The sequence below is a fragment of the Serpentinimonas sp. SMBJO2 genome, from assembly GCF_056341105.1.
In genome coordinates, this window is sequence record NZ_CP150628.1 from 928701 (window position 1) to 941360 (window position 12660).

General features: G+C 69.0%; 12 protein-coding genes. 8 read left to right on the plus strand and 4 right to left on the minus strand.

Annotated elements, in window-relative coordinates:
- The first annotated feature begins 10 nt into the window (after positions 1 to 10).
- Entirely contained in the window at positions 11 to 346 is a 336-nt protein-coding gene (fliE, locus tag AAAZ40_RS04185; protein ID WP_476661318.1) for a flagellar hook-basal body complex protein FliE, read from the plus strand.
- A gap of 5 nt (positions 347 to 351) precedes the next feature.
- On the opposite strand, the gene AAAZ40_RS04190 is transcribed toward fliE, so the two are convergent.
- Both AAAZ40_RS04190 and AAAZ40_RS04195 read right to left on the minus strand, forming a co-directional pair.
- Positions 352 to 663: a flagellar protein FliT gene (locus AAAZ40_RS04190; RefSeq protein ID WP_476661319.1), complete on the minus strand. Its 312-nt coding sequence runs from the start codon at positions 661 to 663 to the stop codon at positions 352 to 354.
- 113 nt (positions 664 to 776) lie between these two features.
- Positions 777 to 1187: a ComEA family DNA-binding protein gene (locus AAAZ40_RS04195; RefSeq protein WP_476661320.1), complete on the minus strand. Its 411-nt coding sequence runs from the start codon at positions 1185 to 1187 to the stop codon at positions 777 to 779.
- A 121-nt stretch (positions 1188 to 1308) separates the two neighbouring features.
- Here AAAZ40_RS04195 and AAAZ40_RS04200 point away from each other — a divergent pair, with 121 nt between their 5' ends.
- The gene (locus tag AAAZ40_RS04200; RefSeq protein ID WP_476661321.1) at positions 1309 to 1968 is read left to right on the plus strand and encodes a CoA pyrophosphatase; all 660 of its coding nucleotides are present in this window, start codon (positions 1309 to 1311) and stop codon (positions 1966 to 1968) included.
- A gap of 87 nt (positions 1969 to 2055) precedes the next feature.
- On the plus strand, positions 2056 to 2997 hold the full coding sequence (locus AAAZ40_RS04205) for a CobD/CbiB family protein (protein ID WP_476661322.1): 942 nt from the start codon (positions 2056 to 2058) through the stop codon (positions 2995 to 2997).
- Positions 2998 to 3040: 43 nt separating this feature from the next.
- Here the strand turns inward: AAAZ40_RS04205 and rsgA are convergent, their stop codons facing one another.
- Positions 3041 to 3970 (minus strand): ribosome small subunit-dependent GTPase A, encoded by a 930-nt coding sequence (rsgA, locus tag AAAZ40_RS04210; protein WP_476661323.1) that lies wholly within the window; start codon positions 3968 to 3970, stop codon positions 3041 to 3043.
- Positions 3967 to 5238 (minus strand): M48 family metallopeptidase, encoded by a 1272-nt coding sequence (locus tag AAAZ40_RS04215; protein ID WP_476661324.1) that lies wholly within the window; start codon positions 5236 to 5238, stop codon positions 3967 to 3969. The genes rsgA and AAAZ40_RS04215 overlap by 4 nt, the downstream gene beginning before the upstream one ends.
- An 86-nt stretch (positions 5239 to 5324) precedes the next feature.
- Between AAAZ40_RS04215 and orn the strand changes: the two genes are divergently transcribed.
- The 5 genes from orn (at position 5325) to AAAZ40_RS04240 (ending at position 12488) form a co-directional block, all read left to right on the plus strand.
- Positions 5325 to 5915, plus strand: a complete 591-nt coding sequence (gene orn, locus AAAZ40_RS04220; protein ID WP_476661325.1) for an oligoribonuclease — start codon at positions 5325 to 5327, stop codon at positions 5913 to 5915.
- A 378-nt stretch (positions 5916 to 6293) separates the two neighbouring features.
- Positions 6294 to 8006 (plus strand): DEAD/DEAH box helicase, encoded by a 1713-nt coding sequence (locus tag AAAZ40_RS04225; RefSeq protein ID WP_476661326.1) that lies wholly within the window; start codon positions 6294 to 6296, stop codon positions 8004 to 8006.
- 143 nt (positions 8007 to 8149) lie between these two features.
- Positions 8150 to 9019, plus strand: coding sequence for a motility protein A (locus AAAZ40_RS04230; protein ID WP_476661327.1), 870 nt, complete (start codon positions 8150 to 8152; stop codon positions 9017 to 9019).
- Positions 9016 to 9900 carry an OmpA/MotB family protein gene (locus AAAZ40_RS04235; RefSeq protein WP_476661328.1) on the plus strand — a complete coding sequence of 295 codons (885 nt, stop codon included), beginning with the start codon at positions 9016 to 9018 and terminating at the stop codon, positions 9898 to 9900. Before AAAZ40_RS04230 ends, AAAZ40_RS04235 begins: the two co-directional genes overlap by 4 nt.
- Positions 9901 to 10148: 248 nt before the next feature.
- Complete coding sequence (locus AAAZ40_RS04240; protein ID WP_476661329.1) at positions 10149 to 12488, plus strand: UvrD-helicase domain-containing protein; 2340 nt, start codon at positions 10149 to 10151, stop codon at positions 12486 to 12488.
- Positions 12489 to 12660 lie beyond the last annotated feature (172 nt).

Consider the following 12660-nt stretch of genomic DNA (forward strand, 5'->3'; position numbering starts at 1 on the left):
GGATCGAGCCATGGAATTGCGCCTCACCCCCCCCACGACCGTCGGCGTTGGTGCGCCGCGCCCCGCGCGCCTGCCCGGCCTGGAGTCGGGCGCAGGCGGATCGGCTGGGGCGGTGCCCGCAGCCGGCGGCTTTGGGCAGGCCTTCAGGACGGCCTTGCAAAACGTCAGCGCCGCCCAGGAGCGTGCGAGCCAGTTGCAGACCGAATTTCAGCTCGGCAACCCCAACGTGAGCCTGGAGCAGACCATGCTGGCGATGCAAAAGTCACAGATCGGCTTTCAGGCCGCACTGCACGTGCGCAACCGCATGATGCAGGCCTACACCGATGTGATGAACATGCAGGTGTGAGGGGGTCAATGCAGCAGGGTCGATCGATTCGGTGCCAGGTGCTGCCACAGATCATCCACCCACGGTTCGACCAACGCGCGGATCTGGGCATCGTGGCGCAGCAGCGTGAGCATGATGCGCTGCTTGCGGGCGCGCTCGGTGGGCGTCAGGCCATCCTCTTGGCCGAGTTCGCGCAGGCGCTCGATCAGCACCGCGCAGGCGCTTTCGAGCCGCATCACGGCGTCCCAGTCGTGCGCTTGCGCGGCGTCGAGCATCGCTTGGCTGGTTCTTTCGATCGCTTGGTAGTGCTCGAGCAGATCAGTGGGCTTGGTGGACATGGTGTGTTGCTGGTGCGAAGGGCCAGATGAAGACTGTGCAAATTCTCGGGTCGTGTCCTCTATATCGTGGTGTGGCGGGCCAACTTGAGCACTTGGTGAGCGGATTGTGCCGTTCAGTTCTGGGCTTTGGGGCTGGCGCCGGGCGGGCGCACCGGCTCCAGCGGCTGCGGCACCATGGGCTGCCAGCGCACGGGCGTGAGCGGCGCCTCCTGCCCCAAGGCCTGGCCATTGACGCGCAGGCCGTTGGCCGACAGGCGCGCGGCGGTGGTGGGGCCCACGCCACGCACCCGATGTGAAAAATCGCTCCAGTTGGCAAAGGGCCGCTGTTGCCGCGCCGCCACGATGCGCTCGACCATCACCGGGCCGATGCCCTTGACCGCATCCAGGTCGGCGGCCGAGGCGCGGTTGGCCTCTACGGCGCCGGCAAGGGCAGCGCACAGCAGCAGAACGGCAGCCAGCAGCGGCGCCGCCAGCCGCCGCCTGAATGACGCCTGCCAAGCGCCACGAACCCCCATTCCGCCCATGTTGCCCCTCCTGCGCTGCAGTCGCCGACACTGCACAATGCGAACATCTTAACTGCAGCGGGCTCATTGGGGCTCGATGGCGCGCCCGATGCCTGCAACGCCACCACCCCGGCAAGCGACGATGTTTGACCCCACCCAAGTGCCCGTGCTGGGCACCGATGCGCACCTGCCCGCCGTGGCGCCGGCCGAGTGCCAGCCGCTGGCGCTGCGGCGCCGTTTGGCGGCGCCGCCGCTGTGGCAGCCCGAGCTGTGCCACGAACCCCGTTTCATCGAGCGCACGCCCAGCCGCGCCGCGGTGCTGATGGCGGTGCGCGCAGGGCCACAGCCCACGCTGCTGCTCACCGAACGCAGCGCCGCATTGCCCGACCACCCCGGACAGATTGCCTTCCCCGGCGGCAAGATCGACGCCAGCGACGCCGACGCCCAAGCCGCTGCCCTGCGCGAAGCGCAAGAGGAGATCGGGCTGCCGCGGCAGGCGGTCGAGGTGCTGGGCCAACTGCCCGACTACACCACGGGCAGCGGCTTCATCGTCACACCGGTGCTGGCCTTGGTGCCCGCCAGCCAGCGCCTGCAACCCGACCCGCGCGAGGTGGCGGCGGTGTTCGAGGTGCCGCTGGTCTATCTGATGAACCCGGCGCACCACCGCCGCCACGAGCTGCTCTGGCAAGGCCGCCGCCGGCAGTGGTTTTCCATGCCGTGGCACGACGGCACGCGCGAGTGCTACATCTGGGGCGCCACGGCGGCCATGCTGCGCAACCTGTACCGGCTCTTGAGCGCCTGAGGCAACACCACACCAGGCCCAGGGCGCTAGATCAAGCTGCCAGGCAGGGCTGGTCGCGAGCGCTCGCGCTGGTTATGATGCCGACCCATGACCTTGTTTGCCCTCATTTTTGCATTGGTGCTCGAACAGGCGCGCCCCTTGCCCGACGACAACCCGGCGCACGCCGCGTTGCGCGCTTGGGCGGCGGCGGCGCGGCGCTGGCTCGATGCCGGGCAATGGCACCACGGCTGGCTGGCGTGGGCGCTGGCGGTGCTGGGGCCGGTGGTGCTGGCGGTGTGGATCTACGGACTGCTCAACTGGCTGCACGGCCTGCTCGGTTTTGCCTGGGCGGTGTTGGTGCTCTACCTGACCCTGGGCTTCAGGCAGTTCAGCCACCACTTCACCACCATCCGGGTGGCGCTGGAGTCGGGCGACGAGGCGGCGGCGCGGGCCGAACTGGCGCGCTGGCAGGGGGTGGAGGTGGCTGAGCTGCCGCAGCAAGAGCTGCTGCGGCACGTGATCGAACACTCGGTGCTGGCCGCGCACCGCCATGTGTTTGGCGTCATGGTGGCATTCGTGGCCTTTGCCGCCATCGGGCTGGGGCCAGCGGGGGCGGTGTTGTACCGCATGGCCTTGCACGTGGCGCGCCACTGGCCGGTGCGCACCACGGTGCAGACCGAAGACGCCTCGGCCGCAGCGGCGCAGCGCGGCTGGCACGTGGTGGATTATGTGCCGGTGCGCGCCACGGCGCTGGCTTTTGCGGTGGTGGGCAATTTTGAGGAAGCGATCGCCAACTGGCGCCAAGAGGGCGCCCTGACCAAGGGCAACGACGGCTTGCTGCTCGCCGCCAGCGCCGGGGCCATGAACGTGCGCCTGGGCAGCGGCCCCCCTCTGGGCGAGCCCCTGTATACGCCCGAGCTGGGCTGGAGCGAGTCGGACGCGCGCGTGCCCCAGTTGGCGCATCTGGCCAGCATGGTGGGGCTGGTGTGGCGCGGCGTGCTGCTGTGGCTGCTGCTGCTGGCGCTGGCGCTGTTTGCCCGCGCTTGGTGAAGCACAGGGGCTGGGCACCGGCCCGTGCGAGCAACCGCCGGCGTCAATAGCGCGGCGCCGCGCTGAGCTCGTGGTGCAAATCCACATAGAGCCGGTAGCGCTGCTCGTGCACCCCCAGGCCCACGGCGGCGCGCACCGCGCAACCGGGCTCGTGCAGATGGGTGCAGTTGTAGAAGCGGCATTGCCCGCAGTGCGCGGCCAGATCGGGCATCAGGTGCGCCAGTTGTTGCGGCTCGAGGTGGCGCAGGCCAAACTCCTGGAACCCAGGGGAGTCGATCAGCGCCGCGCGCCGTTGCCCGTCGAGCCAGTACCAGCTGCTGCTGGTGGTGGTGTGGCGGCCCGAATTGAGCGCCCGCGACACCGCCCCTGTGGCCGCCATGGCGCTGGGGATGAGCCGGTTGATGAGCGTGCTTTTGCCGGTGCCCGAGGGGCCCAGCACCAAGGTCGTGCGGCCCTCCAGGCGCTGGCGCAGGGCATCGAGCGTGCCTGGGTCGCTGCCCTCGTGCAGGCACAGGGGCAGCACGTCCTGCCCAAAGGCGCGGTAGGGGGCCAGGCGCTGCCAGGCGCTGTCGAAGGCCGGGCCCAGGTCGAGTTTGTTGAGCGCCACCAGCACGTCGATCTTTGCCGCAGCGGCAGCCACCAGCGCCCGGTTGAGCTGGTTTTCGGAAAACACCGGGTCGGCGGCCAGCAGCACCAGCACCAGGTCGAGGTTGGCGGCAAAGGATTTGGTGCGCAGTGCGTCTTGCCGGTAGAGCACGTTGCGCCGCGGCAGCGTGCGGCTGATCGAGCCGCCGTCGCCACTGGGCTGCCAGCACACCCGGTCGCCCACCAGAGGCGCGTCCTTGCGGCCGGGCAGGTGGCACAGCAGGCGCCGGCCGTCGTCGGTCTCGATCCAGCAGTGGCGGCCGTGGGTGCCCACCACCAAGGCTGGCCGCTCGTCGCCCAGAGCCGCGCCGCTTTGGGGGGGGCTCATGCGCCCAGGCGGGCCAGGCGCTCGCTCGCCGGCGGGTGCGAGTAGTAAAAGCGCACGTAGAGTGGGTCGGGGGTGAGGGTGCTGGCGTTGTCCTGGTACAGCTTGAGCAGGGCGCTGGCGAGGTCGCGCGGGTCGGCGTGCGCCGCCGCAAAGGCGTCGGCCTCGAACTCTTGCCGGCGCGACAGCGCGCTCATCCAGGGCGAGGCAAAAAACCCGACCAGTGGCGTCACCAGCAAAAACAGGATCAGCGCCAGCGCCCCGTTGGACTGCATCAGGTTGGGCGTCACGCCCAGGCCGGTGTAGAACCATAACTGCTGCATCAGCCAGCCCAGCAAGGCCAGGGCGCCCAGGCTCAGCCCGGCCATCAGCACCAGGCGCTTGAGGATGTGACGGCGCTTGTAGTGCCCGAGCTCGTGCGCCAGCACGGCGTCGATCTCGCCGGGCGCGAGCTGCTGCAGCAGGGTGTCGAAGAACACCACCCGCTTGGCGGGCCCAAAGCCGGTGAAATAGGCGTTGGCGTGGGCGCTGCGCTTGCTGCCGTCCATCACGAACAAGCCTTGGGCCTTGAAGCCGCAGCGCGCCAGCAGGGTCTCGATGCGCGTTTTGAGCGCCGGGTCCTGCAGCGGCTCGAAGCGGTTGAAGAGCGGGGCAATCAGGCTCGGGTAGAGCACCAGCAGCAGCAGATTGAAGGCCATCCACAGCGCCCAGGCCCACAGCCACCACAGCGGGCCGGCGGCCTGCATCAGCCACAGCAACAAGGCCACCACCGGCAGGCCGATCGCCGCCCCAACCAGGGCGCCCTTGAGGCCGTCGGTGAGCCACAGGCGCGGCGTCATGCGGTTGAAGCCGTGTTTTTGCTCGAGCACAAAGGTGCGGTACCACGACAGCGGCAGCTCCAGCAGCGCGCCCAGGGCGGTGAAGGCCGCCAGCAGCGCCACCTGCTGCAGCAAGCCCGGCCCCAGCCACGCCAGCAGGGTCAGGTTGAGGGCGTTGAGCCCCCCCAGCAGCGTCCAGCCGATCAGCAGCGCGGCCCCAAAGCTGCCCTCGAGCAGCCCCAAGCGGGTTTTGGCGATGGTGTAGTCGGCCGCTTTCTGGTGCGCCGCCAGCCCTATGCGCTCGGCAAAGGCGGCGGGCACGCGGGCGCGGTGTTGCGCCACGTGGCGCATCTGGCGCCCGGCCAGCCAGAGCCGGGTGAGCAAACCCGCGGTGAGCAGCAGGCAAAACACGGCCGTCCACAGCAGGGGGGCAAAAGCAGCTAGAAATTCCATGGGATGCAAGTATAGGAGCCGGCGCCAAAGGCTGCAGGAATGGGCTGCTGGAATGGGCTGCAGGGAGGCGTTTGGAATCGGCGAGAATGCGGGCCATGCAAACCCCCGACGAACCCTGGGCCGCCACGGCCGAACTGCACCACAGCGACCAGAACCTGGTCTGGATCGACTGCGAGATGAGCGGGCTCGACCCGGAAAAGGAGCGCCTGCTCGAGATCGCCGTGGTGGTGACCGGGCCGCAACTGAGCCCGCGCATCGACGGCCCGGTGCTGGTGCTGCAGCAAAGCGAGGCGTTGCTGGCGGCGATGGACAACTGGAACAAAGGCACGCACGGCAAGAGCGGTCTGCTCGACAAGGTGCGCGCCAGCCGCCTGACCGAGGCCGAGGCCGAGGCCGAGCTGTTGGCCTTCCTGCGCCGCTACGTGCCCAAGGGCGGTTCGCCGATGTGCGGCAACAGCGTCGGCCAGGACCGGCGCTTCTTGCTCAAGTACCTGCCCAAGCTCGAAGACTACTTTCATTACCGCAACCTGGACGTGAGCACGCTCAAGGAGCTGGCCAAGCGCTGGCGCCCCGAGGTCTATGCGGCCTTCAAGAAACAGCAGCGCCACACCGCGCTGGCCGACGTGCACGAGTCGATCGACGAGCTGGAGCACTACCGCCAGCACTTGCTGCGCTAAATTTTTCTTGCACGCCGCACCAAAATACGTGATAATCAAAGGCTGCACTGCAAAAGCAGTGTAGACCTTGCATCTGCCTCACGCTTTTTGGGGGTGGTTTCATGGGGCAGTGGTTGGGCCTTGCAGGCAATGCAGGCGCCTGATCGGGTGGCCAGCAGTGGCTGCCCGCAGTCTGGCTTTCGAGCGACGGCTGTCTGGCCCCATCCAACCCCAGCCTGGTTGCGCTGCCCTGAACGGGCAGAGTCCTCCGGGCCGATTTGTTTGTGGTCGATGTGTTTTTTCACCACGAACGAATCGGGCGCACCCGCACAGCCAGTCACGGCTGGGCGGACTTCCGTTTCTGTTCCTTTGCGCCCACTGTGCGCATGGACGAACGACATGACAGACCTCACCTGCAACCCTGCGGCCACCGACGCCGCGACCCCCACGGCCACCCCGTTGGCCACCCCCGCCACGCCTGCGGCCTTTGCCGCGCTGGGTCTGGCCCAGCCGCTGCTCAAGGCCGTGGCCGACCTGGGTTTCACCCAGCCCACGCTGGTGCAGCAAGCCGTGATCCCCAAAGCCATGCAGGCCGAAGGCAGCGCGCGCCCCGGCGGCCACGCCTTTACCGACCTGATGGTCTCGAGCCAGACCGGCAGCGGCAAAACCGCGGCCTTCCTGCTGCCGGTGCTGCACACCCTGCTGGCGCAGATGGAGCAACAAGAGGCCGCCGAGCGCGCCGCATGGGAGCGCCTGCAGGCCGAGGCCGCTGCCGCCGGCCAGCCCGCGCCCAAGCGCGCCAAGCGCCAGAACCCGCTGCTGGCGCGCCACTTCAAGCCCACCATTCCGGGTGCGCTGGTGCTGTGCCCGACGCGCGAGCTGGCGCAGCAGGTGGCCAACGACGCCATCGACCTGGTGCAGCACTGCCGCGGTCTGCGCATTGCCAACGTGGTCGGCGGCATGCCCTACCAGATGCAGATCGCCAAGCTGCAAAACGCCAACCTCGTGGTGGCCACGCCGGGCCGCCTGCTCGATTTGCAGCGCAGCGGTCAGCTGGTGCTCGATCAGGTGCAGTTTTTGGTGGTCGATGAGGCCGACCGCATGCTCGACCTCGGCTTTGCCGACGACCTGGCCGAAGTCAACCGCCTCACCGCCGCCCGGCGCCAGACCATGATGTTCAGCGCCACCTTTGCCCCGCGCATTCAGGCGCTGGCCACGCGCGTCATGCGCGAGCCGCAGCGGGTGCAGATCGACACCCCGCAAGACCGCCACGTGAACATCGAGCAGCGCCTGTACTGGTGTGACAGCCCCGAGCACAAGCGCCAGTTGCTGGACCACTGGCTGCGCGACGCCAGCATCGAGCAGGCGATCGTGTTCTCCAGCACGCAGATCGAGTGCGACGCGCTGGCCGCCGACCTGCAGCAAGCCGGTTTCGCGGCCGTGGCGCTGCACGGGGCGCTCAGCCAGGGCTTGCGCAACCGCCGCCTGATGGCGCTGCGCAGCGGCCAGGTGCAGATTCTGGTGGCCACCGACGTGGCCGCGCGCGGCATCGACGTGCCCAGCATCACCCATGTGTTCAACTTTGGGCTGCCCATGAAGGCCGAGGACTACACGCACCGCATCGGCCGCACCGGCCGCGCCGGGCGCCAAGGGCTGGCGGTGACCATGGCCGAAATGCGCGACCGGCGCAAGATTGGCGAAATCGAAGCCTACAGCCAGCAAGTGATCGACACCCACACCGTGCCCGGTATGGAGCCGCGCAAGCCCCTGTACGAGAGCCGCGATCCGCGCCGTGGCGCCGGCGGCCGCCCGCCAGCCGGACGCGGTGCCCGCCCGGGGCCCTACGGCGGCCCGCGTGAAGGCGGTTTTGGCGCTCGGCCGACGCAGCACCAGCCGCACCACCCGCCGCGCGCTCCCGGCGAGGGGCCGCGCCACGGTTTTGGCAAGCCGGCCCCGGCACGCCAAGGCCACGGCGACCGTCCCGCCTACGGCGACCGTCCGGCGTTTGCCGAGCGCCCATCCTACGGCGACCGCCCGGCCTGGGGCGACAAACGCGAACGCCCCCAGGGCGGTGCCAAGCCCTTTGCCGGCAAAGGGCGCCCCAGCCGCTGAGCCCACCCGGTCCCCGCCCCCAGAGTCCTGGGGCGGGGCTGGTTTCACACAGCGGGCCCAAACGGCAGGCGCGTGCAGGCCCTGATGCGGCACAATGGCGGCTCAAAGGCGGCGTGCCCGTGCCGCGCCAGGAGCCCCTCCAGATGAATCCCTCCACCCTGATCGGGATGGTGGCCAGCGTGCTGCTGCTGGTCGTCGTGATGATTTTTGCGGCCGAAGACCCGCTGCTGTTCATCGACCTGCCGGGCCTGGGGATCGTGCTCTTTGGCACCCTGGCCGCCACCTTCATGAGCTACCCACTGCGCGAGGTGCTGCGCGTGTTCAAGCTCTTTGGCACCGTGATTCGCAACGAGCGGCTCTACACCCAGAGCGCCATCGACGAACTGGTCGATGTCTCGCGGCTGTGGATACGCGACGACCTCGCCGCGGTCGAGCGCGCGCTCAAGAACGTCAACAACCCCTTTTTGCGCACCGGGGTGCAGTTGGTGATCGAGCGCACGCCCGAGGCCGACATCCTCGACCTGATGCAGTGGCGCATCTCGCGCCTGCGCGCCAAAGAGGCGGCCGAGGCGCAGCTGTTTCGCGTCATGGCCAGCTACGCGCCCGCCTTTGGCATGATCGGCACCCTGGTCGGGCTGGTCAACATGATGGACATTCTGGGCACCGGCGACATGCTGGTGATCGGCGGCCATCTGGCGGTGGCCCTGATGACCACCTTTTACGGCATCCTGCTGGCCAATCTGGTCTTCAAGCCGGTGGCGGTCAAGCTCGAGCGCCGCACCGAGCAGCGCGTGATCCTGATGAACATGGTGATGCAGGGTATCGCCATGATGACGGCGCGGCGCAGCCCGTCGCTGATGCGCGAAACGCTCAAATCCTTTGTCGCGCACCACGAAGACGAAATTTTTGACGGCCCGCAGCCAGCGGCCCGATCGGGGGGCTGGTGGCCCTTCGGGGCGCGCAAGGCCGCTGCAGCCAGCAAACCCGGCTCCAGCGCCGACGGGCGGCCATGAGCCCTACGCTGCTCGAGAGCATGCTGGCCCGGATGCCGTCCGGGCCGGGCGTGTCTGCCAAATCTCCAAACTCCCAGGGTGCGGCAACGCCGGGCGAAGACGGCTCCTGCCGACCCACGGGCGCGCTGCACAGCGGGCGCTTCGAGCGCTGGCACGTGGATCCGATGCCGGTGCAAGAGGACGAAGCCTGGCTGATCACCTACCTCGACGTGGTCACGCTGCTGCTGGCGATGATGGTCGTGATGCTGGCCTTTTCCGAGCCGGTGAGCGAAGCCTTCAGGGGCGAGCGGCGCGAAATCGCGCTCGACCGCCTGCACCCGCAGGTGCAGGCGGCAGCCGATGCGGGTACCACCATTTTGCCGCCGGTGCCGCTGCCGCACCCGGCCACGGCCCCGGCGCGGGTCGAGGGCGACCCGGTGGACATCCGCGCCGCCCCGGTGCCGCCCGAGCCACCGGCGCTCAACGTCGGCGATCTGGGCGCAAACGTCGAGGTCGTCGCCGAAGCCAAGGGCGTGACGCGCTTTCGCATCAGCAGCGAGCTGCTGTTTGCGCCCGGCCAGGCCGCGCTCACCCCTGCCGGCCAGCGCGTGATCGACGAGCTGTTGCCGGTGCTCAACCAGGCCCTGGGCCACACCATCGTGGTCGAGGGCCACACCGACAACGTGCCCATTGCCACCGCGCGCTTTCCCTCCAACTGGGAGCTGGCGGCGGGCCGCGCCGGCGCCGTGGTGCGCCACCTCGAGACGCGCGGCGTCAACCCGATGCGGCTGCGCGCCACCGGCGTGGCCGATACGCGCCCGCTGGCCGACAACGCCACCGCGCAGGGGCGGGCGCAAAACCGGCGCGTGGAAATCGTGCTCGAAGCGCCGCCGGTGGACTAGTGTGGCGTTGCGCGCCATCTGGAACATAAAACCGCGCCTTTTCGTCCCTGCTGTCGTTGCAAATCCGCGCCATAGTGGCACTATGGCTGTGGTTTGCGCCTAAGCAGGGCCAAAAATCCATCGGTTTTATTTGTCCCATCAAGCGCGCACCACCACACTAGGCTCCCAAGCCCAAGCGCACCGGGCCAAGCGCACCCGGCCAAGCGCACCCGGCCCGAGGGGGCCGGCCAGCAGCCGATAATCGGCCCATGACCCTTCGATTCGCGCCCGAAACCGCTGCCACCGCAGCCACCCTGCCGCCGCTGCTGCAAGCGCTCAACCCCGAACAACGCGCCGCCGTCACGCTGGGGCCGGAACCGGCGCTGATTCTGGCTGGGGCCGGTTCAGGCAAAACCAAGGTGCTCACCACGCGCATCGCGTGGTTGCTCAGCACCGGCCAGATCGGCCCGGCCGGGGTGCTGGCCGTGACCTTCACCAACAAGGCCGCCAAAGAGATGCTCACGCGCCTGGGGGCGCTGCTGCCGCTGAACGTGCGCGGCATGTGGATCGGCACCTTTCACGGTTTGTGCCACCGCATGCTGCGCGCCCATTGCAAGCTGCTCAAGCTGCCGGCCACGTTCCAGATTCTGGACATGCAAGACCAGCTCAGCGCCATCAAGCGGCTGCACAGGCAGCTCGCGCTCGACGAGGAACGCTTCAAGCCCAAGGAGCTGCAGTGGTTCATCAACGCCTGCAAAGAGGAGGGCCAGCGTGCGCACCAGGTGCCGGTGCGCGACGCCGAGCAACGCCACAAGGTCGAGTTTTACCGCCTCTACGAGGAGCAGTGCCAGCGCGAGGGCGTGCTCGACTTTGGCGAGCTGCTGCTGCGCAGCTACGAACTGCTGCGCGACCACGACCCGGTGCGCGAGCACTACCAGCGCCGCTTCAGGCACATCCTGGTCGATGAATTCCAGGACACCAACCGGCTGCAATACGCCTGGCTCAAGCTGCTGGCCGGGCGCATGGAGGGCGGCCGCTTCGTGCCCGCCGGCAACGCCGTGCTGGCGGTGGGCGACGACGACCAGAGCATCTACGCCTTCAGGGGCGCGCGCGTGGGCAATATGGCCGACTTCGTGCGCGATTTCGGCGTGCGTCAGCAAATCAAGCTCGAGCAAAACTACCGCAGCCAGGCGCACATCCTGGAAGCCGCCAACCGCCTGATCGAGCACAACCAGGGCCGGCTGGGCAAAAACCTGCGCACCGACCAGGGCTGCGGCGAGCCGCTGCGCGTCTATGAAGCGCCGAGCGACTACGACGAGGCCAACTGGGTGGTGGATGAGGTGCGCCAGCTCACCAGCCGCGACGGCATGCCCGCGCACGAGGTGGCGCTGCTCTACCGCAGCAACGCGCAGAGCCGGGTGCTCGAGACGGCGCTGTTCAACGCCGGCGTGCCGTACCGGGTCTATGGCGGGCTGCGCTTTTTCGAGCGCGCCGAGATCAAGCACGCGCTGGCTTATTTGCGCCTGATCGACAACCCGCACGACGACACCAGCCTGCTGCGGGTGGTCAATTTTCCGCCACGCGGCATTGGCGCGCGCAGCATCGAGGCCTTGCAGGCCGCTGCGGCCGCGGCCGGTGGTTCGCTGCACGCTGCGGCCAGCGCCGTGCCGGGCAAGGCCGGGGCCCATCTGGCGGCCTTCGTGGCCCTGCTCGACGTGCTGCGCGAGGGCAGCCAGGGCCAGCCGCTGCGCCAGATCGTGGCCCTGGTGTTGCAGCACAGCGGCTTGCTGGCGCACTACCGCGCCGAGCGCGACGGCAGCGAGCGGGTGGAAAACCTGGAGGAGCTGCTCAACGCCGCCGAGAGCTTTGTGCTGCAACAAGGCTTTGGCCGCGACGCGGTGGCGCTGCCGCTGGACGAGACCGCGGTCGCCCCCGATTCAGGCTTTGATGAGGCCAGCGGCGAAACCCTCAGCCCCCTGCAAGCCTTCCTGAGCTACGCCGCGCTCGAGGCCGGTGACAACCAGGCCCAGAGCGGGCAAGACGCAGTGCAGCTGATGACGGTGCACGCCGCCAAGGGGCTGGAGTTCGACGCCGTGTTCATCACCGGGCTCGAAGAGGGGCTGTTCCCGCACGACAACTCCAGCGCCAGCGCGCAGGCGCTGGAAGAGGAGCGGCGGCTGATGTACGTGGCGATCACGCGCGCGCGCCAGCGCCTCTACCTGAGCTACGCCCAGATGCGCATGTTGCACGGCCAGACGCGCGTCCACCCGCGCAGCCGCTTCGTGGACGAGCTGCCGCCCCAGTGCCTGCAATGGCTCAGCCCAAAGCCGGGCAGCGGCGGCCCGGCAACGGCGGGGTTTGGCAAAGCCGCCACCGGGCTGCAGCCGGCCTGGGGGCGCAGCGCCCTGGTGCCCGAGGCGCCCAGCCGCGCCACGGCAGACCAGACGCACGGCATCCGCGCCGGCATGCAGGTGTTTCATCAAAAATTTGGCCAGGGCCAAGTGCTGGCAGTCGAGGGGCGCGGCGACGACGCACGGGCGCACGTGAGCTTCACGCGCCACGGCAGCAAGTGGCTGGCGCTGGCGGTGGCCAAGCTCACGCCGCTGTAGGGTTGGCGTGGCGCGGGCGGCGCTTGGGCTGGCTGGGGCCGCCGGCCTCATGCCGTCCGCTGCGCGGCCAAAAATCGGCTTACGCCGCTGTAGGGTTGGCATGGCGGGGGCGGCGCTTGGGCTGGCTGGGGCCGCCGGCCTCATGCCGTCCGCTGCGCGGCCAAAAATCGGC

Coding starts and splice junctions, on each gene's coding strand:
- rsgA (WP_476661323.1), bottom strand. CDS start 3,970: ATGAGCCCCCCCCAAAGCGGCGCGGCTCTGGGCGACGAGCGGCCAGCC.
- AAAZ40_RS04240 (WP_476661329.1), top strand. CDS start 10,149: ATGACCCTTCGATTCGCGCCCGAAACCGCTGCCACCGCAGCCACCCTG.
- AAAZ40_RS04195 (WP_476661320.1), bottom strand. CDS start 1,187: ATGGGCGGAATGGGGGTTCGTGGCGCTTGGCAGGCGTCATTCAGGCGG.
- AAAZ40_RS04215 (WP_476661324.1), bottom strand. CDS start 5,238: ATGGAATTTCTAGCTGCTTTTGCCCCCCTGCTGTGGACGGCCGTGTTT.
- orn (WP_476661325.1), top strand. CDS start 5,325: ATGCGGGCCATGCAAACCCCCGACGAACCCTGGGCCGCCACGGCCGAA.
- AAAZ40_RS04235 (WP_476661328.1), top strand. CDS start 9,016: ATGAGCCCTACGCTGCTCGAGAGCATGCTGGCCCGGATGCCGTCCGGG.
- AAAZ40_RS04230 (WP_476661327.1), top strand. CDS start 8,150: ATGAATCCCTCCACCCTGATCGGGATGGTGGCCAGCGTGCTGCTGCTG.
- AAAZ40_RS04200 (WP_476661321.1), top strand. CDS start 1,309: ATGTTTGACCCCACCCAAGTGCCCGTGCTGGGCACCGATGCGCACCTG.
- AAAZ40_RS04205 (WP_476661322.1), top strand. CDS start 2,056: ATGACCTTGTTTGCCCTCATTTTTGCATTGGTGCTCGAACAGGCGCGC.
- AAAZ40_RS04190 (WP_476661319.1), bottom strand. CDS start 663: ATGTCCACCAAGCCCACTGATCTGCTCGAGCACTACCAAGCGATCGAA.
- fliE (WP_476661318.1), top strand. CDS start 11: ATGGAATTGCGCCTCACCCCCCCCACGACCGTCGGCGTTGGTGCGCCG.
- AAAZ40_RS04225 (WP_476661326.1), top strand. CDS start 6,294: ATGACAGACCTCACCTGCAACCCTGCGGCCACCGACGCCGCGACCCCC.